Source organism: uncultured Mailhella sp. (assembly GCF_944324575.1).
Classification (GTDB): Bacteria; Desulfobacterota; Desulfovibrionia; order Desulfovibrionales; family Desulfovibrionaceae; genus Mailhella.
Window position 1 is genome coordinate 1 of the sequence record NZ_CALUWV010000016.1, and the last position, 21,018, is coordinate 21,018.

Below are 21,018 nucleotides of genomic sequence, written 5' to 3' on the forward strand. Positions count from 1 at the left end.
CGCCCTTAAGGCGCGAGTAAGTAACAAGCCCTTACAGGGCTGAACAAGCCACCCGTTTTACGGGTGGTCCTGACTTTTTCTATGCATGGGAGAGCGCATGGCGGAACGGGTTGTGTACGGAGCTGCAGGCAGACGCAAGGTGCTGGAAGGGATGGAGACATTGACGAAAGCCGCCGGAGTTACCCTGATGGATGGGGGCAGAACGGCGCTTTTGACCGATGGGGCGGGGAGGGCCCGTCTGTGTTCCGACGCCAGGGACATTGTCGGGGAGTTTTTTTCGGATGACCCGGTGGGCAATGTCGGACTCTGCCTGCTGAAGAAGGAGCTGGAAGAAAAAAGCGGAGCCATGGGATCGGGCGCTGCCCGTACCATGGTGCTGACGGCGGAGCTTCTGCGCCGGGGCGAAGCCTGTCTTGAGTCCGGCATGGAGCCGACGGCCCTTGCGGCGGCGCTCAGACGTGCGGCTCTTGCGGTGGACGCCGCGCTTGAGGACATGACCCGGGAGGCTGAGGGCGAGGAGGAATTCAGGCGGCTGGCTGTCGACGTTTCCGGCAGCGATGAGCTTGGAGACATGATAGTGAAGATTCTGTCTCGCGTGGAGTCGGCCGGGGAGGTTATCGTCGAGCGCGCACACGGCTTGGAAGACAGCGTGGACTTCCCGCAGGGATTCAGCTTTGAAAAGGGATATCTTTCTCCTTTCATGGTCGATGTTCCCGGCGGACGCCGCTGCGTGCTTGACGACTGCGGCGTACTGCTGGCCGACAGGGCTTTTCGTACCAGGGAAGACATGGTACCGGTGCTGCATCTTGCGCAGTCGATGAAAAAGCCCGTGCTCATGCTTGTGGATGATCTGACGGACGACGCCCTGAGACTTGTCAACGAGGCCAACGCCGGACGGCGCTGCCGTCTTGTTGCTGTGGAGATTCCGGCGCACGGGCCGGGCAGAATGGATTTTTTTGCCGACATGGAAGCACTTGTGGGGGGAACGCCCCTTACGAAGGAGCTGTTTTTCTTTTCCGGTCTGCTGGGTCCGGAGGTGCTGGGACGGTGCCGAAGGGCCGTTGTGGGCAAAGGTTCTACACTGATGATCTGCGATCCTGCAGACCCGGAAAAGACAGCCTGCAGGGCCGGGCAGATTCGGAATCAGATGCGTGACATAGCCACGGACTTTGTTCGTGAGACGTACCGGGAACGCCTGCGCAGACTGACGGGCCGAAGAGCCGTATTAAAGGTGGGAGCCATGAGCGAGAACGCTTTTTCCGAACGCCGTGTTCATGCGGTCGATGCCGTGCGGGCGGTCTTTGCCGCGCGAAGGGACGGCGTTGTCGCAGGAGGCGGCGCGGCCTATGTTCACGCGCTTTTTGCGCTGGAGAACCTGCCTTCGGCAGGCGTTGCGGAGCAGGCCGCGCGTTCCATGATGCGAGAGGCGCTTGCCGTTCCGTTCTGCCGTGCGTTGCAGAATGCGGGAGAGCGCTGTCCGCTTCGTCTGGCGGAAGAGATGAAAAGCATGGGGAGCCGGTACGGGTATGACTGCCGGACGAGGCGCTTTGCCGTTACCATCGAACCTGCCCGCGCGGTGAGAGAAGAGCTGGACAGAGCCGTACGCATTGCGGAAAAGGTACTGACGCTGGGAGCCGTCGTGCTTTGCAGAAAAAGACGGCGCGTGTCGTGAGCGTTTCTTTTCGGTCTTGGAACACGGATGACGACGGGGCCCGGCTTCCTGCAGAGAAGGAAGCCGGACCCCGGTTTGTGCGTTCAGGAGAAATCAGGCACTCTCGAAGTCATCGGCCACGGGAGAGTTCGGCAGTCTTTTGAGCTTTGCGGCGTCGAGGTGGAAGAAGTCCGCCGCGTTCTGGTACATGATTCTCGGCAGGATGTGTTCAAGAAAGCCGCAGTGCAGGTAGTAGTCGACCAGCACGCTCATGTCTCCCAGCGGATAGGAGGAGGCAAAGACATAGTTGCCCGGGTTCATGTAGTTGGCCGAATCCACATAGCCCCGCCAGCCTGCGGTATTCATGATGTAGAAGTCGGGCTGAACCATGACGTTCTTGTTGAGGAAAAGATAGGCGGCGATTTCGTTGACATGAGGCCAGCATCCGTGCACGAGCAGCGTTTTCAGACGGGGAAAATCGTCATAGATGTGCTTGAGTCTGACCGGATCGCTGCCCGAGGTGTCGGGGTAGGCGGGAGCGTTGTGGGTAAAGCTCACCACGACGCCGTGCTTTTCGCACAGTTCGTATATGGGCCAGAACTTGTGATCGTCCACAAAGCGGGGCGTGGCTCCCTCAACGTCGGCCACCAGACCGGTTTCCAGAGAAACGCCGAGAAGCGGGCCGTCGATGCTGTATTTTTTTATCTGCTCCAGATTGTATTCCATGGGGTCTTCGGGAAAAATGGAGGCAATGCCTGCAAAGCGGTCGGGATAGTCTTCGGTAAGATCGACCACATCCTGATTGTCCACCCACATATGATCCTGTCCCTTGCGGCCGGGAGCAATGGCAAAGTCGATGCCCGCCGCATCCATTTCCGCAAGGCAGTCATCCAGAGAATGCGTCTTTACCGAAGGGGCGGCGTGACCTCCGAACATTCCGGACCATTTGGTGGCGTGATCAAAGTTATGTATAAGAGAGTCTTTTCCGGCCGTAAATCCTTGTAAGGTGGACGTATGCGGGTATCAATGATCATGACAGCTCCTTTTTAATGAAAAGTTCATGCATACATCTGAATCCATAAATGAAAAGTAATATATTATGTGATAATAACAATAAGAAATTTTTTATGACATTTGCTGTTTCAACAGAAAAAACCTGTGACCATGATGCTGTATGTTCCGTTGCGTTCAGGCCTGATACAGGGGTATGTCTGCATGGAATGAGCAGGCGGAAGCGTGTCCGGTAAAAGGGCATCATGCCCGGAGGCAGACTGGAAGAGAAAAATCACGGATGCCGAGGCTGCGGATGAGGCAAGGGGCGGGCGCAGCACAGGTCGCGGCAAGCCGTTGCCCGGAGGCGTCACGCTGTGGAAAGGAGTCATGCGCGGGGCGCAGCGGCGTCGAAAGGGGAAGGGGAGCATTGTCCCGAGGGTGTCCGCACATCTGCGGGGCATGAAAAAAGGTGGCGGATTTCCGGAGAAATCCGTCACCTGAAAGAACAGCGCAATCCGGAGGCATCCGGTCATGCGCTGAGGCGCAGCATGAGATGGGCCATGTTCCTGCCGAGGTTCTTCATGTTGGCCATGCCCTCTTCGTCGTTTTTCACGTCGCCGGGCATTGTTCCATAGACCATGTTCCAGTATGTGGAGCCGACTACGAACATTTCATGATTGAGGAAAAAGTGATGCATGGCGTCCACGGCTGCGAGACCTCCGCCGCGCCGGACGGCAGCGACGGCCGCGCCTGCCTTGTGCCGGAACAGTCCGGGCCGCATGTCGGCCAGAACTGCCGCACGTTCCAGGAGCGCCTTCATTTTGGCGGACACGTCCGCCGAATAGACGGGGGATCCGAGAAGAATGCCGTCCGCTTCGACCATTTTGTCGAAGATGCCGGCAAAGGCGTCCCGGCGAAAGGCGCAGAAGCCTGTTTTTGCGCAGGCAAAGCAGGCCCGGCACGGATCTACGGCAAGATCGGCAAGCTGCACGAGCTCGGTGCTGATTCCTGCCTGCTCCAGCTCTCCGAAAACTTCCCGGATCAGCAGTGCGGTATTTCCATCCTTGCGGGAACTTCCGTTTATGCCCAGTACCTTCATGATGTCTCCTTTTTCGGGGCAGGCCGGAGGATCATGACCTGCGTATTCTTCGTATCCGACCAGGCGTGCATGCCGTCGGAATCATTACGAATAGAAGAGCTCGCCGTGAACAGAAAAAAGAGAGATATCCGGCGCGACGACCTCTGTTTTTCGTTCAGGCTTTCCGGTCGCGTTTTCAGAGGCGGCGGATGGAGAGTCCTGCCCGAGTTTGAGCCAATATAAAAGGACGGCGTGGCAAGGGCAAATGCTTGGATTGAATATGTCGGCATAGGCGGCGCGCATAATGCGCAGCAGGAATTGTCGCGGGGAAGCGGAGACGCGGAAGCTCCCAAGTGGATGCTGCGGGCGGGTGGAGGAAGCGGGGCAAATATCGGAGCGTCACTGCCAGGCGCTCAGGGCGCATGATGCGGGAAGGTGCGGTGTGGTGGCGGGCGAGAAGCAGCGCAGAAAAAACGGATGGATGGAAAAGGCCGGAAAGCGCAGGGCCGTCCCTGCACTCTCCGACCGGAGAGTGATCGCTCGGCGGGCGTTCGTACGGTCGGAAAGAAGACGTCAGCGTTTGGCGGGAGCTATTTCGGAATAACCGTTCCAGGCGAAGAGGGGCGTTTCCCCGTCATCGGCGTATACGTTCTTCACGTGGCAGATGTAGAGGTAGTGATCGCCGACGTCGATGAATTCGCGCAGGCTGCATTCGATGGCCACTGCGCTGTGTTCGGGGATCTGAATGTCGCAGCCGGGGAGATCCTTGAGGGCGATGCTGAATTCCTTCGCCTTGTTTCTGGTTCTGCCGGTGGAGCTGCCGCACTGCATGACCTGCCTTGCGAGAGCTTCGCCGGGAATGGTAAGCACGACCTTCTTCGTTTCCCGGACCTGTTCACCCGTGTAGGAGGTCTTCATCATGGCAAAGCCGATGATTTCGGGATTGAGGCTCAGATAGGTCCACCAGGAGACCGTGGCGAGGTTGGTGTCTCCGGAAGGAGTCTTTGAGCATACGAGGGAAACCGGGTTGGGCGAGGTGAACTTCGCCGCTCCAATGAGAGAAAGAGCTTTCATGACTGCTCCTTTCGCGTGGTCGCGAGTTGTTTCAACAATGCTGAATTCAGGCGCATCGTCCCATTTCTTCAGCGGAAGCAAGCGCCTTGTGGCCTTTCATCGCCCCGTATTCATGGACGCCGGTGACGAAAAGCCTTCCTCTGTCCTTCCAGCCCTTGAAGCCGAGCATTTGCCGATAGGATTCCGCGGCGCCGGCAAAGGAGCGGAGAAACAGGCTTTCGCCGCAGATGAGAAGCATGGCTTCCTTTACCGGAATGTCGTAAGGCTTTTTCTTTTGGGAGTAGGGATAAAGCCTGTCCATGACGCATTTGATGTGGCCGCTGACGCTGTACCAGTAGAGCGGACTGCAGAAGACCAGCATGTCGGCCTTCTCGAGCAGGGGATGGAACCTTTCAAAGCTGTCTTCCATGACGCAGGGCCTTCCCGTGCTCCAGCAGCCTTCGCAGTGCATGCACGCGCGCATGGGGTCGCGTCCGGCGGGAAAGATGTCCACCGTGTGACCGGCTTCGCGCGCACCTTTGGTGAAGGCTTCCGCCAGAAGGTCGCTGTTGCCCTGCGCCCGTCCGCTTCCCGTCACCACCAGAATGCGTTTCTTTCTCCCGGAAGCGGGAGTCATGAAGGATTCCACCTTCACAGAAGACGTGGAGGAAAGGTGCCTGTACAGCAGACCGCCTGCCGCGGCCACGAGGGCCGCTCCCGCGCCGAAGAACAGACCCCGGCGCGAAAGAATGCCTCTGCCGGAGCGTCCGGCATCACTGTGAGATTCGCTCATGGCAGGGACCGTCTACAGAGAGGCGCCGAAGCGGAGGGCTTCGTCTATCACGGGCGTGCCGGCCACGGCTCCGGCATCGAACACGCCTCCGGCCAGCACGTGTCCGAGGTCCTTCCATTCAAGGAAGCCGAGAAGGGCCTTATAGTAGTCCAGCGCAGGCTTCCAGTTGTCGGCGCTGTTGCCTTCGGCCGCCATGATGAGCGCGCAGTCCTTTTTGGGGTTGGCGTAGCCGGGATTGCATTCGGCCACGGCGAAAAGACGGTCGAAGGCAATTTTGAGCTGTCCGGAGAATCCCCAGTAGTACATGGGCGAGGCCAGCACCACGATGTCGGCTTCCTTGTAGGCAGGATAGATCTGAAGCATGTCGTCCTTCTGCACGCAGGGGCTGGAAGGATCCTTGCCGCCCTTCACGCAGCCGAGGCAGCCGTGAATGTTCATTTTCTGCAGGTCGAAGCGGGTGACCTTGTGCCCCGCGCTTCTTGCGCCTTCGGCAAAGGCGTCGCACAGCATGGAGGTATTGCCCTTCATGCGGGGGCTTCCGTTCAGAATGAGGATGTTCTTGCTCATGAGTTTTCTCCTTGTGCAAAATATGCGGATGATGAACTGCCGGACTCTGAGGGAGGAGGCAGCGGACATGCGTGAAAAGGCGTCTGGGCGGCAGTGCTCTACAAGGAATGCTTGAGCCTGCGGCTTACCATGAGCTCGAGCTCGTCGTCCGTGCTCTGACGCAGAACGTCGTCGATGTCGTCCAGCACGAGGCGCTTTGCCTGAGCATCGCTGTTGGAAAAGCGGTAGTTCAGAGGATTGAGGTAATGGATGCCGTCATAGAAGACGTCGATGGTCAGGTTCTGCAGGAACGTTCGGAGCTCTTCTATCTTTTCGCGTTCCGAGGCTTCAATGAACTCGCCGCGTGCGACCATGTCGGAAAGAGGCGTATGCCTGAACACCGTCATGCCCGTGGTGGTGATGCGTTTCGGGTGAACCTGATTGAACATCCTTGCCGTGGCTTCGCCGCTCACCTTCCCGGCTCCCTGACCTCCCATGCCGATGATGTAGAAGGTGGTGTAGGTGATGCCCGCCTCATCCAGCCGGAGAAGCTGTTCTACGCACTGGGCGGCGGTCTGCCCCTTGTTCATGAGCCGGAGAGCCTCGTCGTTGCCGCTTTCCGTGCCGATGTAGAGATGACGCAGGCCCATGCCGCAGAATTCCCTCAATTCTTCCATGCTTTTTCCGGCAATGTCGGCAATGCGGCTCTGCATGCTCACGCGTTCGAAGCGGGGGATGCGGCGCGCAATGATCTGCAGGTACGTACGCAGCTTGTCCGAGGGCAGGGCAAAGGGATTGGAACCGGTCATGTATATGGCCGTGTTGTCGGGAAAGCGTTTCTGCAGGGATGCGACTTCCGCGTCAAGCTGCATAGGCGTGACAGCCATGAAGGGATATCCGCGCGAAACGTAGCAGAACTGACACTTGTTGTACGTACAGCCCTGCGTGGCGCGAAGAAGAAGCGAGGAAGCTTCCTGCGGCGGTCGCATGGCCGGTTCCGTAAATGTCATGGTCATACTCCTGATGAAGATGCCTTGTTTTGTCTGAAAAAATATTTAGTAATCACTATAAAAATGTCAAGCAGTTTTTCGGCAGTGATGCCGGGAAGAATCCAAAGTCAAGGCCGGGGGGAAGGCAGCATGCGGGCGGCATGGGCGGCAATGGCTTTCAGTTCCGACTGAAAGAGGCCGTCCCTGGCCTGAATGGAGAGCCCTTCGAGCATGGTGTTCAGCGCGCCGGAGAGGGCGGGTACGTCCGTGTCAGGGGGAATCTGCCCGTCATTGATGGCTCGTCTGAGCCTGTCGGAAAACATCTGCTTTGTTTCCATGCGCAGCGCTTTGACGGCTTCGATGATTTCCGTTTCCTCTTCGGAAATGTTGACGGCGGCAAGAACGACCATGCACCCGCAAGGTGTTTCAGGGGAGAGTAATATCTGTGCGGATTCATTAAAGAAGTTTTTTACGGCGCGGTAAATGTCCGGGTCGGCCATAAAGCGTCGGGCAGGCTCTTTCCAGTAGGTTTCCTCATAAAAGTTCATGGCTTCGAGAAAGAGCGAAGCTTTGTTGCCGAACGTGGCATACAGGCTCGGGGGATTGATTTCCATGACCTTGCACAGTTCTGAAACCGACGCCGGGGCATAGCCGCGTCGCCAGAAGACTTCCAGGGCACGGCGCAGAGCCAGCGTGCGGTCGAAGGCGCGGGGACGGCCCTTGCAACGGCGTTCGGAAAGGGAGGCGTTTGCTGACATATAGAAGTTTCCATGAAAAAAGAGAGAGGTTGAGAGAAAAAAGTTTTTATAATGCTTGCTTTAGAGCTAAACGTATTTTTTTGTGCAGATTTCAAAGAAAGTATACGGGAAAAATCGTCAAAAAGAAAGTTTTATATTTTTTAGCATATACTAAAAATATAAAGAGCACTCGTTCGAGCCAGGTGCCGGAGAGGGGAAGAGTGTGATCTTGCCGCCGTGCCTTCCGGCAGAAGGGCGTTCCTGCGGGAAAAACAAGCCCACGGGCTTTTTTGGGGGGGCTGCCGTGAGGACGGAAAAAAACGCAGCATGCCGGAGGCTGAGCTTTGCGCTCCGCCTCCGGCATGACAAGGGGGCAGCACGGGGGAAGAATGGTTGCGGCATATGAGCCGGAGCTTCTTTTCAGAAAAGAGCCCGGACCGGCCTTCGGTTGAAGAGACGGGCATGAGTCTTTCGTCTCCGGGGCCGATATCAGGGGGAGTTCGGACCATGCCCGGCACTGTTTTCGGGAGCATGGCGGATACGGTTCAGGGAAGCTTGTCGTACTCGGCGTCGCTCACAGGTTCCTGCCATTCGTTGCGGGCGTTTTCTCCCGGCACTTCCACGGCGATATGCACAAACCAGCTGTCCCTGGCCGCACCGTGCCAGTGCTTGACTCCGGCGGGAATGTTGACCACGTCGCCGGGGCGCAGCTCGCGGGGCTCCTTGCCCCATTCCTGATACCATCCGCGTCCAGCGGTGCAGAGCAGAATCTGTCCGCCGCCTTTTTCAGCGTGATGGGTGTGCCAGTTGTTGCGGCATCCGGGCTCGAAGGTGACGTTGCCGATGGTCACGCCTTCGGTGGAGAGCATGTTCAGGTAGCTGTTGCCCACAAAGTATCTGGCATAGGCCGTGTTGGCGCCGCCGCGGGCAAAGATGCCCGAAGTTTCGGTTTCGGCATCGGTTCTGGTGTCGTTGAAGGCTTTTTTGACATCGCGGGTCACGGCTTCGGCCAGGACGGCGTGATTGGCCGGAGTAAGATGAATCTCGTCTGCGCCCTGTGCAAAGGGAACCACAGAGGCTGCATCGAAGAAGAGGGCTCCCGCTTTTTCCACCATGGGACGGAGCAGGCCGGGCAGGGCCTCGCTCTTGGCGAGGGAGCCTTCAAAGAAGGATGCGTAGGGACTCTTGACGAGATTCAGTCTGGGCGGACAGACGACCAGCACCTCGGGCGCGGCGAACTTCGTGCGCTGCTGCCATTCGCCCTTACGGACTATGGATACCAGTTCCGTCACGCTCTTTGCGATGTCCTCGGCACTCTGGCTGCGGTCTTTTCTCAGGTCGTTGGTGCCCAGCATGATGATGACCATGTCGAGAGGCATATGGGAGGAAAGGGCGGCGGGCAGGTAGTCGGCGCCGTTCATGCCTGCGCCGGGAATGATGCCGGTACCGGATTTTTCCGGACTGTCGATGCGCGTGGTGCGTCCGGAAAGGCCTTCCACGATCACGTCGTAGTCGTTTCCGAGCAGGATCGCCATTCTGCCGGGCCAGGCCGTGTCTGTGGGCAGGCGGCTCACCACGCCCTGTGCGTCTTCCACATAGCCGAAGGTGTTGGAGTCCCCGAAGACCATGATGCGTTTTTTGCCCTCGGTCGCTCCGGCAAGGGCGGCAAGGCCGAACACGAGAAGGCAGCACACGGCGGTGACGAAGGATGTTCTTTTCATGGCAGCTCCTGTTTTCTGGACAATGTTTTTCCTATCATCAGGAGTAGAGCGTCCGCTCGCATTTTTGAAGTGCCTTTTCTGCCGAAAACTTGCCTGATCTTCTTGCCGCAGGTGTGATGCGTTCATGGGACGGAAAGGCGAGCTTTCGGCATGCAGGGGAAGATCGTATGATGCGAAGGGGGAACTGAACCCCGGACACTTGCGGGAAACGTCACCGCAGGAGGAGCGGGAAAAGGCGGATGCGGCGTGTCTTTACCCAGGAAAGCACCTTCAGCACAGAACAAAGCCCGACGGAAATGCGCCGGGCTTTGTCAAAAGAGAGGAGCAGGTCGAAGTCGCCGGAGCGGCGCACGGTCACTTGAGGTTGAAAACTCTGCGCACGGTGTCCACGGCCTGCATGGTGTATTCGGGATTGGCGGCTTCGTGGAAACGGTCCTTCATGAAGGATATGGGTTCATGATTGAAGCGGCGCACCAGCGAGTCGGCCATGATTTCGAGCGCTTCGCGCGTGGCGTCGTCCACGGGGCCGAGGCGGTGCAGGGTTTTTGCGAGCTCTTCTTCCATGATGCGCTGGCCGCGTTCCACGAGCGCCACGATGGTGGGCTGAAGGGTGAGCGAGTCGATCCACTGATGGAAGGCCGCAGTTTCTTCATCCACAATGGCGCGGGCACGCACGGCCTCCTTGCGACGCTCGGCAATGTGTTCTTCCACCACTTCCTTGAGGTCGTCGATGTCATAAAGATAGATGTTGTCCAGCGTGTTGACCGAAGGCTCGATGTCCCGGGGCATGGCGATGTCGATGAGGAACATGGGACGGTTCTTGCGTTTTTTGAGAACGTCGCGCATGTCGGAGGCGTGAAGGATGGCATCCGGAGCACCGGTGGAGCTGATGACGATGTCGGTGTCGACAAGGTGGGTGAAGAGCTGGTCGAAGGGCACGGCCTCGCCGCCGAGCCGGTGAGCCAGCTCTTCGGCTCGGGCATAGGTGCGGTTGGCCACGCGCATGCGATTCACGCCGGCCTGCCTGAGATGCATGGCGGCAAGTTCCGCCATTTCGCCCGCGCCTATGATGAGTGCGTTGTGCCGACTCATGTCATCGAATATCTGCTTGGCAAGCTCTACGGCGGCATAGCTTATGGACACGGCGCTGGAGGCCACGCCCGTTTCCGAGCGCACTCTTTTTGCCACGGAAAAGGCCTTGTGCAGCAGCCGGTTGATGATGGTTCCCGCACAGTGGCTCTGCGTAGCCTTGCGGTAGGCGGCCTTGAGCTGACCGAGAATCTGCGGTTCTCCGAGCACCAGGGAATCGAGACTTGAGGCTACGTTGAAGAGGTGGCGTATGGCCTCGTCGTTCTTGTACTGATAGAGGTAGGGTTCAAGTTCCTCCACGGTTCTGCCGCGGGCCTTGGCCCAGCATTCCAGAGCACGCTGTCTGGGAGCGTCGCCTTCGCCGACCACGAGCACTTCCACGCGGTTGCAGGTGGAGAGTATGAGCGACTCGCTGATGCCGTCTGTGGTGGGAATGGCCCAGGTCTCGGGAGAGCAGAAGTTGGTGAGCGCGAACTTTTCGCGAATTTCCACCGCGGCGGTGCGGTGATTGATGCCTATGAGATGAATGGTGCTGTTCATGATGTTCCTGAAAGAAAAGAAGGTGTCGGCGCGTTCGTCCGTCGTGGACGGGAGCGGACGGCTAGAAGCCGTGCTGGGTGGAAAGAACGGTGTTCACCACGAACATGGAGAACAGCGAGGCGGCAAAGATGACAAGAGCCAGAATGGCGGGCTTGCGTCCGCGCCAGCCGAGCGCCTGCCGCTGATGGAAAAGCAGAGCATACACGGCCAGAATGAGAAGGGATATCCATTCCTTGAAGTCGCCGCTCATAAAGCTGCCCCAGCTTATGCGCGCCCAGAGAAAGCCGCACAGAATGCCGAGACTGTAGCAGGGGAAGCCTACGAGTGTAGCCATGGCGTTGACTTTGTCGAGCGCCCCGAGGGCGGGCAGATCCTTGCGGAAGCCTTCAAGCGGCGTCTTATGCTTGATGGCGCTTTCCTGCCACAGAAAGAGCGCTCCCGCTCCGGCAGCCACGGCCATGACGCCGACGCCCACGAAGATGGCGGCAAGGTGCAGAATGAACAGAGGACCGGCCAGCGGCAGGGAGCCCGGAGTGCCGGAAAAGCCGAGCGCGCAGGCGCCGAGAAAGAATCCCCAGGGAGCCACGAAGTGCAGGGCGATGTCCATGTTCTGGCGCCGGGACACGAGAAGTCCGGCCAGCGCGAGGCACCAGGAGAGAGGCAGAAGATAGAAACCTCGCGACACGGCGCTGAATGATCCGTCCGCAATGCTGATGATGAGCCACAGCGTGTGTACGGCAAATCCTGCCGCACACAGCAGGCAGGCCAGTTTTTTCACTCTTGCGGAGCGCCCGAGCACGCCTGCCAGAGAGGCGACGGTGGCGAGCGCGTAGAGAGCGAGGCACAGGTAGGAAGGAATTTCAGTCCAGGTCATGGATAATCTCCTCGGCGGAAAGAGAAAGTTCTTGCGGAAGAACGGGAACGAGCAGCGCGTGAAGGGCGTTCTTGTCTCTGCGGGCAAGGGCGTCCATGAGTCTGTCGCGCAGAGGGCGTGCGCACAGGGCGCGGAATATGGCCGCGTCGGCGTCGCTGCCGAGACCGAGGGCCAGAAGACGGGGCCGCAGCGCCTTGAGAAGCAGCGCAAGGTCGGCATAGCCTTCCTGCAGCCATGTTTTCAGATCTTCCTTCAGGGCTCTGGCCAGCGCGGGACTGCATCCTCCCGTGGAAAGCGCCAGCGTGATGGGGCCGCTTTCCACGTGGGCGGGGACGAGAAAGCTGCCGGAGGCGTCCTTGTCCAGAGGGCCCGCCACGTTGCAGAACACGCCGGAGGCACGGCACAGCCTTGCCACGGCGGAATTCACGGTCGCGGACGGCGTGGCGGCAAACGCCAGTGCGACATTTTCCAGGTCTTCGGGACAAAAGGCGCGTCTTTTGAGCGTGAGCGGCTTTGAGTCAAGTCCGGTCAGTGCCTTTTCGAGTGCCGCTTCGTCGGGATCCGGATCCACAACGAGAAGGGACGCAGGGCGGCACGACAGAAGGTCGGCAATCTTGCGTCGACCCACGGGGCCGGCGCCCACCACAAGGCAGCGGATGTCGGCAAGACTGAGGAAGAGAGGATAATAACGCATGGGCAAGGTATAGCCCTTACCGGGCATCTCGTCCAGAGACGCAACGGCCTTTGCGCGAAAAGCATGGGGAAAACACTGGACGAACGATAAAAAAAGAAGTAGGGTTCTCCGACTTGAATCTTCAACGCTGCGGTAAATCGGGCGACTAGGCGACTGTCCGCCTACCAAGGTGGGTATGGGCGTACCCGTGGGTCCGCAAATCATCTGAGGAGTGTACCATGAAAGAAGGCATCCATCCCAAAGTTTACAAGGCCAAGCTTGTCTGCGCCTGCGGCAATGTCGTGGAAGTTCTCTCCACCAAGGGCGAAACCGTGCACGTGGAAATCTGCTCCGCCTGCCATCCTTTCTTCACCGGCAAGCAGCGCTTCGTCGATACCGCCGGCCGTATTGACCGCTTCCGCAAGAAGTACGCCAAATTCGCGAAGTAACGCTGGTTCCGGCGTCATGTCGAGCCGGGAACGAGCGGAACCTCCCCAGGCTTTCCTGGGGAGGTTTTTGAGTTTGGAGTTTTTGCGGACCGTTCCCGCGCGGAGAGCGGGCGGAAGAAGGACCGTGCTGTTACTGCGGATTTGCTGAGGGGCGGCGTTTGCGTTTCTCCGTGCGTACGGGCACTTTCGAGGTGAAGGGCCTTGCCCCGAGCTGAGTTCGCTCCTTCGTCTTCTCCGGGAGAATTGTGGAGGACGCCGTGCCCGACAAGGGCGCGGGAGCTGCGCGGACGTTCTTCCGGCTGGAAATTTTCAGGATATGGCATGAAAGCTGTTCGTTCTCTTCTGCGTCTCATGACGCTCGCTTCCGAAGGCTGCGCGTTGCCGCTCGTGGGCGGGCAGGCCGTCATGGAAGGGGTGCTCATGCGCAACGGTGCGTCATATGCGCTGGCCGTGCGCCGTCCTTCCGGCTCCATTTCCGTGGAAAGCCGTCTTTGGCGTACCATAGGCCCGCAGGGGATTCGTTCCGTGCGCTTTCTGCGCGGCTTTCCCGTTCTGGTGGAAACGCTCTCCAACGGCGTGAGAGCGCTCAATCGTTCGGCCGACCTTTCCATGGGAGACGACGATTCCTCGCCCATGTCCCGCTGGCAGGTGGCGCTCACGCTGCTCATGGCCCTTGCCGCCGCGGTTGTTCTTTTCGTGGCCGCTCCGCATCTTCTGGCTCTCGGCATGGAGCAGCTCGGGCTTTCCGGCGGCATGAAGGGGCTGTCCTTCCATTTGTGGGACGGTCTTTTCAAGTTCGTCATGTTCATCGGCTATATTGCCGCCATTTCCTTCATGCCCGACATACGCCGCGTGTTTCAGTACCACGGCGCGGAACACAAGACCATTCACGCCTTTGAGAAGGGCGGCATGGTCACGGTGGAAACGGCCCGCGCGTGCAGCCGGCTTCATCCGCGCTGCGGCACCACCTTTCTTCTTTTCGTGCTTTCCGTGGCCATTGTGCTTCATGCCGTTCTGGTCCCGCTGCTGCTCATGGTGTGGGATCCTTCCTCGGCCATCGTGCGCCACGCGGGCATCGTATGTTTCAAGATACTGCTGATTGCGCCGGTCAGCGCGCTGGCCTACGAAATCATTCGCTATGCGGCCACGCTGAAAAAGGGCTTCTGGGGCACGCTGCTGCGTGCGCCGGGGCTTTTTCTTCAGCTTCTTACCACGAGGGAGCCCGACGACGGGCAGCTTGAAGTCGCCGTTGCGGCGCTTCGTGCGGCCCTCGGTCCCGACAGTCCCTATGCCGGCCGCTTTGAATCCCCCGACCCTATCGTGATGGAGTGACTATGTTTGCTAAACTGGAAAATCTGGAAAAACGCTACGAGGAGCTGGAACAGAGCATGGCGGATCCCGCGGTTCTGTCCGACCCTGAACAGTACCGCAAGATAGCCAAGGCCCGCGCCGACGTGGAACCCGTGGTGCTTGCCTACCGTGAATACCGCGACCTCCAGAAACAGCTTGAGGAAAACAGGGAGCTTTTGAGCGACGAGGATCACGACATCCGCGAAATGGCGCAGGAAGAGATTCGTCGCATCGAGAAGGAACTGCCCGAGCGCGAGCACAAGCTGCGTCTCATGCTGCTTCCGCCTGATCCGCTGGACGAGAAGAATACCGTGCTCGAAGTGCGCGCCGGCACCGGCGGCGAAGAAGCGGCTCTTTTTGCGGCCGACCTTTTCCATATGTATTGCCGCTATGCCGAAATCCAGCACTGGAAGGTGGAAATCATTTCCGAAATGCCCACGGACGCGGGCGGTTACAAGGAAGTCATCGCCCTTGTTTCCGGCAAGCGCGTATACAGCCGCCTGCGCTACGAGTCCGGCACGCACCGCGTGCAGCGCGTGCCCGCCACGGAATCGCAGGGCCGTATTCACACTTCCGCCGCCACCGTGGCCGTCATGCCCGAGGCTGAGGAAGTGGACGTGAATCTTCGTCCCGAAGATCTGCGCATCGACGTGTACCGCGCGTCCGGCGCGGGCGGTCAGCACGTCAACAAGACCGAGTCTGCCGTGCGCATCACGCACATTCCCACCGGCATTGTGGTCACCTGCGAGGATGAACGCTCCCAGCACAAGAACAAGGCCCGCGCCATGAAGGTGCTTGCTTCGCGCATTCTTCAGGCTGAACAGGAGAAGCAGCACGCTTCCGAAGCTGCGGAACGTCGCTCCCAGGTGGGCTCCGGCGACCGTTCCGAGCGCATACGCACCTACAACTTCCCGCAGGGGCGCGTGACCGACCATCGCATCAACCTTACCATGTATTCGCTTGACCGCTTCATGGAAGGTGAAATTGAGGATATGATAGAGGCGCTGGCTTCCCAGGCCCAGGCCGATGCCCTGAAAGCGGAAGTGGACGTCAAGGGAGAATAACGACATGAGTCAGGATTACACCGAAGGCGCAGCCGGTACCGAGTCCGGCGTCATTCTGGAAGACGAGCTGAAGGAACCGGACATGTACCGTGTCCTTCTTCACAACGACGACTACACCACCATGGACTTCGTCGTAAAAATTCTGGAAGAGGTGTTCCACAAGACTCAGGAAGAGTCTGTGGCCATCATGATGTCCGTGCACCAGAAGGGCATGGGCGTGTGCGGGGTGTATCCGAAGGAAATAGCCGAATTCCGCGTGGCACAGGTGGCGGGGCGGGCCCAGCAGGCCGGCTTCCCGTTGCGCTGTACCATGGAAAAGGAATAGATGAGGCGGCGGTCGCGCGGTGGCGCGGCCGCCGTTTCTGCATACGGGCCGCGTCGGCACGGGCGCTGAGCTGTCCTTCATGGTGGGGCCGCGCTGCCGCATCCGCAGGAGGCTGGGGCGGCAAACGCTGCGCTTTTGCAACGGCGGGAGCGTTTTTCTGCGGCGCCTGCAATGCGTCATCGCTGGAGATTTCCTTTTTCTTCGAGCCTCGCACATCGTACGGAAAAGTCATGCTTCAGCCGCTTGCAATCTCTGTTTCAGGCAGGTACAATCAAGGAATGTTTCCAGAAAGAAGAGGTATCCGCCGATGATGGCACGTTCTCTGATGCAGGCGCTGGCGCTCGCCGTCATGGAAATGCGTTCCCGCCGCCACGAATGTCTTACCGTGGAACATCTGCTGCTGGCCATGACCCGCGAGCAGCTTGGTCGTGTCATACTCAAGGGATGCGGCGCGGACATTCCCACGCTTCGTCATCAGCTTGAAGAATATCTTTCCCGATATCTGCCCGCCGTCGCTCCGGAACAGCCAGCTCCCGAGAGCGAGGTATTGCAGACCGAGACGCTGGAGCGCGTGCTTGAACGCGCCGTGTCTCATGTGCAGTCCTCGGGGCGCAGGGATACCGACGTGGGCGACGTTCTGGCGGCCATGTTCGAGGAGCCGGACTGCTGGGCCGCGTTCTATCTGCGCAAGCAGGGCATAGACCGCCTGCGCGTTCTGGAGTTCATTTCCCACGAGCTGCCCGAAATTCTGCGTCAGGCTTCTCAGCGCCGCAGCGCTCCGCCGGAGGAAAAGGAAGAGGCTCCTCAGGCTTCCGCGCTGGAGCGTTACGCCGTAGATCTGGTGGAAAAAGCCAGACAGGGCAGAATCGATCCGCTTGTGGGCCGGGAAAACGAGCTTGCCCGGCTTTTTGAAGTTCTTTCGAGACGGCGCAAGAACAATCCTCTGCTCGTGGGTGAACCGGGGACCGGCAAGACGGCCATAGCTGAAGGGCTGGCCTACCGCATCGCGCAGGGCAATGTGCCCCGCGCCTTCCGCTCCATTGCCGTGTATGCGCTCGACCTCGGTTCCCTTCTGGCCGGGTCCAAGTACCGCGGCGATTTTGAGGCGCGCATCAAGGACGTGGTGAACGAGCTCAGGCAGAAGCCCGGGGCCATTCTCTTCATCGACGAAATTCACACCATCGTGGGTGCGGGCGCCACGAGCGGCGGCTCCATGGACGCCTCGAATCTGCTCAAGCCTGTGCTGGCCGCAGGTGAGCTGCGCTGCATAGGTTCCACCACTCACGAGGAATACCGCAATCATTTTGAAAAAGACCGTGCCCTGAGCCGTCGCTTTCAGTGCATCGACGTGCGCGAGCCCTCGGAAGAGGACTGCCTTGCCATTCTGCGCGGACTTCAGGAGCGTTATGAGAAGTTTCACGGCGTGCGTTACTCCAAAGGAGCCGTGCAGGCAGCCGTGGAGCTTTCGGCCCGACACGTTCAGGACAGGCTGCTGCCCGACAAGGCCATAGACGTCATGGACGAGGCAGGAGCGGCCGCCAGCCTCAAGCCCGGATTTCGTCGTGGTTCCGTGGCGTCCGTGCAGGACATCGAGCGCGTGGTGGCCCGCATGGCGGGCATTCCCGCCCGCAGCGTGAGCCGGGGGGAAAAGGAACGTCTGCACAGTCTGGGCGACGATCTCAAGGCCCGCGTGTTCGGGCAGGACCATGCCATCGACGCCGTCGTGCGCGCCATACTGCGGTCCCGTGCGGGACTCAGCCGGGAAAACCGGCCCACGGCCTCCTTTCTGTTCCACGGGCCCACGGGCGTGGGCAAGACGGAGCTTGCCAAAACGCTGGCCGAGCTTCTGGATGTCGCCTTCGTGCGCTTCGACATGAGCGAATACATGGAAAAGCACGCGGTGGCGCGCCTTATCGGTTCGCCTCCCGGTTACGTGGGCTTCGAGCAGGGGGGACTTCTTACCGAGGCCATACGCCGGACGCCTCATGCCGTGCTGCTTCTCGACGAGGTGGAAAAGGCCCATCCCGACATTTACAACGTGCTTCTGCAGGTAATGGACTACGCCACGCTCACCGACAATACCGGCCGCAAGGCGGACTTCCGCAACGTGGTGATCATCATGACCACCAACGCGGGCGCGCGGGAAATGCAGCAGGCTCCTGTGGGCTTCTGTTCCACGAGCAGTGCCTCGGATCGCAGCGCCGGAGCGGTGGAACAGACCTTCAGCCCTGAATTCCGCAACAGGCTCGATGCCATGATTCCCTTCAACAGCCTGAGTCGCGAGCTCATGGGGCGCATCGTGGACAAGACCATGGCGGCCCTCGAACCTGGACTTGCCGCAAGACGCGTGTCGCTGACCCTGACCGATGCGGCGAGAAACTGGCTGTCCATGCATGGCTTTGATCCGCGCATGGGCGCAAGACCTTTGCAGAGGGTGGTACGCTCCGAGGTGGAGGATCAGCTTGCCGGACTTCTGCTCTTCGGCAGCCTTGAGAAGGGCGGCAGAGTCGTTGTGGACGCCGCTTCTCCCGATGCCCCGCACCTGACCCTCTCAGTGAGTGGACAGAGAGCGTGATGCCCGCGCCTCTTCCGTGGTTGCCCGAAGGATGTCCGTTGTGGTTTCCGCCACTGTGGCAGGCTGCGGACGGCGGACTGCTCATGGCGGGAGGGGATCTTTCGCCGGAAAGGCTGCTGTATGCCTACTCCCGGGGCATTTTTCCCTGGTATGAGGAAGGTTCGCCCATACTCTGGTGGTCGCCGGACCCTCGCTGCGTGCTTTTTCCGGAAAAGCTTCATCTGGGAGGAAGCCTGCGGCGCGTGCTGAACAGCGGGCGATTCAGCTTCAGCGTGGATGCGTGCTTCGGTACGGTCATCCGCGCCTGTGCTTCCGTTCCGAGAGAAGGGCAGGATGGTACGTGGATAGTGCCGGACATGGTGGAAGCCTATGAAAGGCTGCATGCGCTCGGTCATGCTCATTCCGTGGAGGTGTGGCAGGACGGCGCGATTGCAGGAGGGCTGTACGGGGTGCTCATAGGAAGGGCATTCTTCGGAGAGTCCATGTTTCACTTTCAGCCGGACGCTTCCAAGGCGGCCCTGGTACATCTTGTGGAGTGGCTGAAGGAGCGGGGCGTGGAAATGGTGGATTGCCAGCAGACGACGCCGCATATGCTCCGCTTCGGAGCCGAGGAAATTTCAAGGGCGGAATTTGTTGCCAGGCTGCGCAGGCTGTGCGCGTGATGCGCTTTGACGGGCATTCTGCGTCTGGTCGGGTTGAGCGCGGCAAAAGACATTTCGGGCTGAGCCCGGGGACAACACAGAAAACGGCGGGTTTTCCTGCCAGGGAGTAAGAACATGAGCGACGTAGTGGAATTTGAACATACTCCGGATGGGTTCACCGTAAGAACCGGTCATCCTCTGCTTGGAGACATTCATGCGGACTATAACAGCGTGGGCCCGGATCATAGGCTCGGCACTGCGCGAGTTTTTCTGGTGAGCGCTGCGCTGGACTGCTTCTGCGGATCGCTGAACGCCGCGCTTCTGGCCCGCGACGTGCAGTATCATCGCATTGTCGGCACGGGACGTGCCGTCAGGGAAGAGCGTGAAGGCCTTTCCTATGTGACCCGCGTTGACATCGACGTGCGTGTGGAGGTGGACGACAAGGATGCCGATACGCTTGAGCACTGCCTGAAAATCGTGAAGAGCTGCTTGATCACCCGTTCCCTCATGAACGGTATGGAGGTTGGCGTTCACGCTGAACGTGCCTGATGTGCAACGTTTGAATGTATAACCCCGGGAAGTGGTCTTTCCGGGGTTTTTTTGTTTGAAAAAGTGCGGCGGCAGGTCAGGACAGGCCTAAGAACGAGAGTGACGACGCAGAGCTCTTCTGCTTGCACAGCGAGACATCCCATTGTCATGAAAGGAATATTGCTCTACTATGCGCCTCATCGGAACGTTCCATTTCGGTTCGTTCCTCCGATGACCCTGAGGAGGGTATATGAACAAGTGTTTCCTTTCTGCTGCTGCGGCCGCCATTCTGAGTTTCGGCATTGCCGGACAGGCCTTTGCCCTGCCGGAACCCGACATGTCTCCGAAGTACACCTATGAGCTGAAAGACGTGATGAAAGTTGACGGACGCCAGGGCGTCGCCTGCGACGGAAAGTACATTTACGTCAGCTGCAGCAAGGCGCTGTACAAGTACGACATGGACGGCAAGCTTGTGCTGAAGAACGACAAGCCCTTTGAAACCGGTTACACCAAGGCCGTCAACCACCTCGGCGACATCGACGTCTACAACGGCGAAATTTACTGCGGCGTGGAAAATTTCATGGACGGCGTGGGCAAGGACATTCAGGTGTCCGTGTATGACGCCAACACCCTGAAGTTCAAGCGCGCCTTCCCCTTCAATGAGGCTTCCGGGCAGCTTGAGACCTCAGGCATCACCGTCGACCCCGTGAAGGGGACAGTCTGGATGTGCTCCTGGGTGGGCGAGGAATCCGGCCGCTATCTTTATGAATACGATCTTGACGGCAACTATCTGCGCAAGGTGCATCTGCAGCCCGTGCCGCAGTGGGTGCAGGGTGTGTTCTACTACGACGGCTCTCTGTTCCTGACTGCTGATGACGGCACCGCCGACGACAACGAGCCCGACCACCTCTATCGCGTGGACATTTCTTCCGCAAGCTATGCTCCCGTCATTCTGGAGAAGACTTTTACCGAGACCATAAAGCAGGGTGAGATCGAAGGGCTTTGTGTCGATCCTTCCACCGGCGACCTTCTGGTGCATCAGAATCGCGGTGCGCGCATTGTTCTTGGCATGACCAAGGGCATGTATCCCGGCTATAAGTCCGAAGTACACGAGATTTACCGCTACAAGCTCACGCCCAGAAATTAAGCCGCCTATCGTAAGGTGCGTTCTGCCCCTGCTGCTTCGGCAGCAGGGGCTTTTTCATGCGCTGAAGACACGGGCTTTTTCGTTTTTCAGCTCATGCGGACAGAAAAAAAGCCCCGGACTGACGCAGATGCGGACCACTGATTGAAAATGCGTTGATGGTACGTTGTCCATGATTCTCGAAGTTGAATCGAAATTCAGGACT

General features: G+C 59.1%; 20 protein-coding genes and 1 pseudogene. 9 read left to right on the forward strand and 12 right to left on the reverse strand.

All coding sequences use genetic code 11. The annotated features are described in order from the left end of the window. The first annotated feature begins 97 nt into the window (after nt 1-97). Nucleotides 98-1,672 (forward strand): TCP-1/cpn60 chaperonin family protein, encoded by a 1,575-nt coding sequence (locus Q0J81_RS03345; protein WP_294446024.1) that lies wholly within the window; start codon nt 98-100, stop codon nt 1,670-1,672. A gap of 93 nt (nt 1,673-1,765) precedes the next feature. Here Q0J81_RS03345 and Q0J81_RS03350 read toward each other — a convergent pair whose 3' ends face one another. From Q0J81_RS03350 to Q0J81_RS03405, 12 genes and pseudogenes are all read right to left on the reverse strand, one after another. Further along, a complete protein-coding gene (locus Q0J81_RS03350; RefSeq protein ID WP_294446025.1) occupies nt 1,766-2,587 on the reverse strand; it encodes an amidohydrolase family protein in 822 nt (273 codons plus the stop codon). Between the two features lie 586 nt (nt 2,588-3,173). Next, complete coding sequence (locus Q0J81_RS03355; RefSeq protein ID WP_294446026.1) at nt 3,174-3,743, reverse strand: flavodoxin family protein; 570 nt, start codon at nt 3,741-3,743, stop codon at nt 3,174-3,176. 552 nt (nt 3,744-4,295) lie between these two features. Next, nucleotides 4,296-4,796: a flavin reductase family protein gene (locus tag Q0J81_RS03360; protein WP_294446027.1), complete on the reverse strand. Its 501-nt coding sequence runs from the start codon at nt 4,794-4,796 to the stop codon at nt 4,296-4,298. 46 nt (nt 4,797-4,842) lie between these two features. Continuing rightward, nucleotides 4,843-5,568 (reverse strand): flavodoxin family protein, encoded by a 726-nt coding sequence (locus Q0J81_RS03365; RefSeq protein ID WP_294446028.1) that lies wholly within the window; start codon nt 5,566-5,568, stop codon nt 4,843-4,845. 12 nt (nt 5,569-5,580) lie between these two features. After that, nucleotides 5,581-6,135 carry a flavodoxin family protein gene (locus tag Q0J81_RS03370; protein WP_294446029.1) on the reverse strand — a complete coding sequence of 185 codons (555 nt, stop codon included), beginning with the start codon at nt 6,133-6,135 and terminating at the stop codon, nt 5,581-5,583. Nucleotides 6,136-6,233: 98 nt separating this feature from the next. After that, entirely contained in the window at nt 6,234-7,124 is an 891-nt protein-coding gene (locus Q0J81_RS03375) for a radical SAM protein (protein WP_294446030.1), read from the reverse strand. Nucleotides 7,125-7,231: 107 nt separating this feature from the next. Further along, nucleotides 7,232-7,861, reverse strand: a complete 630-nt coding sequence (locus tag Q0J81_RS03380; protein WP_294446031.1) for a TetR/AcrR family transcriptional regulator — start codon at nt 7,859-7,861, stop codon at nt 7,232-7,234. A gap of 524 nt (nt 7,862-8,385) precedes the next feature. Further along, entirely contained in the window at nt 8,386-8,775 is a 390-nt protein-coding gene (locus Q0J81_RS03385; RefSeq protein WP_294446054.1) for a cupin domain-containing protein, read from the reverse strand. A gap of 75 nt (nt 8,776-8,850) precedes the next feature. Then, nucleotides 8,851-9,687: pseudogene (locus Q0J81_RS03390) on the reverse strand (GDSL-type esterase/lipase family protein); the annotation flags it as partial. A 228-nt stretch (nt 9,688-9,915) separates the two neighbouring features. Further along, nucleotides 9,916-11,190 (reverse strand): glutamyl-tRNA reductase, encoded by a 1,275-nt coding sequence (gene hemA / locus Q0J81_RS03395; protein WP_294446032.1) that lies wholly within the window; start codon nt 11,188-11,190, stop codon nt 9,916-9,918. 61 nt (nt 11,191-11,251) lie between these two features. After that, entirely contained in the window at nt 11,252-12,064 is an 813-nt protein-coding gene (gene ccsA, locus Q0J81_RS03400; protein WP_294446033.1) for a cytochrome c biogenesis protein CcsA, read from the reverse strand. After that, nucleotides 12,051-12,758 (reverse strand): bifunctional precorrin-2 dehydrogenase/sirohydrochlorin ferrochelatase, encoded by a 708-nt coding sequence (locus tag Q0J81_RS03405; protein ID WP_294446055.1) that lies wholly within the window; start codon nt 12,756-12,758, stop codon nt 12,051-12,053. Before Q0J81_RS03405 ends, ccsA begins: the two co-directional genes overlap by 14 nt. Nucleotides 12,759-12,976: 218 nt before the next feature. On the opposite strand from Q0J81_RS03405, the gene rpmE reads away from it, so the two are divergent. From rpmE to Q0J81_RS03445, 8 genes are all read left to right on the forward strand, one after another. Then, complete coding sequence (rpmE, locus tag Q0J81_RS03410) at nt 12,977-13,186, forward strand: 50S ribosomal protein L31 (protein WP_077073051.1); 210 nt, start codon at nt 12,977-12,979, stop codon at nt 13,184-13,186. Between the two features lie 321 nt (nt 13,187-13,507). After that, entirely contained in the window at nt 13,508-14,518 is a 1,011-nt protein-coding gene (locus tag Q0J81_RS03415; protein ID WP_294446034.1) for a DUF1385 domain-containing protein, read from the forward strand. Between the two features lie 2 nt (nt 14,519-14,520). Then, the gene (prfA, locus tag Q0J81_RS03420; protein ID WP_294446035.1) at nt 14,521-15,600 is read left to right on the forward strand and encodes a peptide chain release factor 1; all 1,080 of its coding nucleotides are present in this window, start codon (nt 14,521-14,523) and stop codon (nt 15,598-15,600) included. Nucleotides 15,601-15,604: 4 nt separating this feature from the next. Further along, on the forward strand, nt 15,605-15,925 hold the full coding sequence (gene clpS, locus Q0J81_RS03425) for an ATP-dependent Clp protease adapter ClpS (RefSeq protein ID WP_294446036.1): 321 nt from the start codon (nt 15,605-15,607) through the stop codon (nt 15,923-15,925). Between the two features lie 307 nt (nt 15,926-16,232). Continuing rightward, a complete protein-coding gene (gene clpA, locus Q0J81_RS03430; protein ID WP_294446037.1) occupies nt 16,233-18,500 on the forward strand; it encodes an ATP-dependent Clp protease ATP-binding subunit ClpA in 2,268 nt (755 codons plus the stop codon). Nucleotides 18,501-18,538: 38 nt separating this feature from the next. After that, on the forward strand, nt 18,539-19,162 hold the full coding sequence (gene aat, locus Q0J81_RS03435) for a leucyl/phenylalanyl-tRNA--protein transferase (protein WP_366937509.1): 624 nt from the start codon (nt 18,539-18,541) through the stop codon (nt 19,160-19,162). 114 nt (nt 19,163-19,276) lie between these two features. Further along, nucleotides 19,277-19,690: an OsmC family protein gene (locus Q0J81_RS03440; protein ID WP_294446039.1), complete on the forward strand. Its 414-nt coding sequence runs from the start codon at nt 19,277-19,279 to the stop codon at nt 19,688-19,690. Between the two features lie 229 nt (nt 19,691-19,919). Then, nucleotides 19,920-20,816: a hypothetical protein gene (locus Q0J81_RS03445; protein ID WP_294446040.1), complete on the forward strand. Its 897-nt coding sequence runs from the start codon at nt 19,920-19,922 to the stop codon at nt 20,814-20,816. Nucleotides 20,817-21,018 lie beyond the last annotated feature (202 nt).

Excerpts from the sequence above, each read along its gene's own strand:
- Q0J81_RS03360 (WP_294446027.1), bottom strand. The coding sequence starts at position 4,796 with ATGAAAGCTCTTTCTCTCATTGGAGCGGCGAAGTTCACCTCGCCCAAC.
- Q0J81_RS03365 (WP_294446028.1), bottom strand. The coding sequence starts at position 5,568 with ATGAGCGAATCTCACAGTGATGCCGGACGCTCCGGCAGAGGCATTCTT.
- clpA (WP_294446037.1), top strand. The coding sequence starts at position 16,233 with ATGATGGCACGTTCTCTGATGCAGGCGCTGGCGCTCGCCGTCATGGAA.
- Q0J81_RS03370 (WP_294446029.1), bottom strand. The coding sequence starts at position 6,135 with ATGAGCAAGAACATCCTCATTCTGAACGGAAGCCCCCGCATGAAGGGC.
- Q0J81_RS03380 (WP_294446031.1), bottom strand. The coding sequence starts at position 7,861 with ATGTCAGCAAACGCCTCCCTTTCCGAACGCCGTTGCAAGGGCCGTCCC.
- prfA (WP_294446035.1), top strand. The coding sequence starts at position 14,521 with ATGTTTGCTAAACTGGAAAATCTGGAAAAACGCTACGAGGAGCTGGAA.
- ccsA (WP_294446033.1), bottom strand. The coding sequence starts at position 12,064 with ATGACCTGGACTGAAATTCCTTCCTACCTGTGCCTCGCTCTCTACGCG.
- Q0J81_RS03375 (WP_294446030.1), bottom strand. The coding sequence starts at position 7,124 with ATGACATTTACGGAACCGGCCATGCGACCGCCGCAGGAAGCTTCCTCG.
- Q0J81_RS03405 (WP_294446055.1), bottom strand. The coding sequence starts at position 12,758 with ATGCGTTATTATCCTCTCTTCCTCAGTCTTGCCGACATCCGCTGCCTT.
- Q0J81_RS03350 (WP_294446025.1), bottom strand. The coding sequence starts at position 2,587 with ATGTTCGGAGGTCACGCCGCCCCTTCGGTAAAGACGCATTCTCTGGAT.
- hemA (WP_294446032.1), bottom strand. The coding sequence starts at position 11,190 with ATGAACAGCACCATTCATCTCATAGGCATCAATCACCGCACCGCCGCG.
- Q0J81_RS03355 (WP_294446026.1), bottom strand. The coding sequence starts at position 3,743 with ATGAAGGTACTGGGCATAAACGGAAGTTCCCGCAAGGATGGAAATACC.
- rpmE (WP_077073051.1), top strand. The coding sequence starts at position 12,977 with ATGAAAGAAGGCATCCATCCCAAAGTTTACAAGGCCAAGCTTGTCTGC.
- clpS (WP_294446036.1), top strand. The coding sequence starts at position 15,605 with ATGAGTCAGGATTACACCGAAGGCGCAGCCGGTACCGAGTCCGGCGTC.
- Q0J81_RS03345 (WP_294446024.1), top strand. The coding sequence starts at position 98 with ATGGCGGAACGGGTTGTGTACGGAGCTGCAGGCAGACGCAAGGTGCTG.
- Q0J81_RS03415 (WP_294446034.1), top strand. The coding sequence starts at position 13,508 with ATGAAAGCTGTTCGTTCTCTTCTGCGTCTCATGACGCTCGCTTCCGAA.
- Q0J81_RS03440 (WP_294446039.1), top strand. The coding sequence starts at position 19,277 with ATGAGCGACGTAGTGGAATTTGAACATACTCCGGATGGGTTCACCGTA.
- Q0J81_RS03445 (WP_294446040.1), top strand. The coding sequence starts at position 19,920 with ATGAACAAGTGTTTCCTTTCTGCTGCTGCGGCCGCCATTCTGAGTTTC.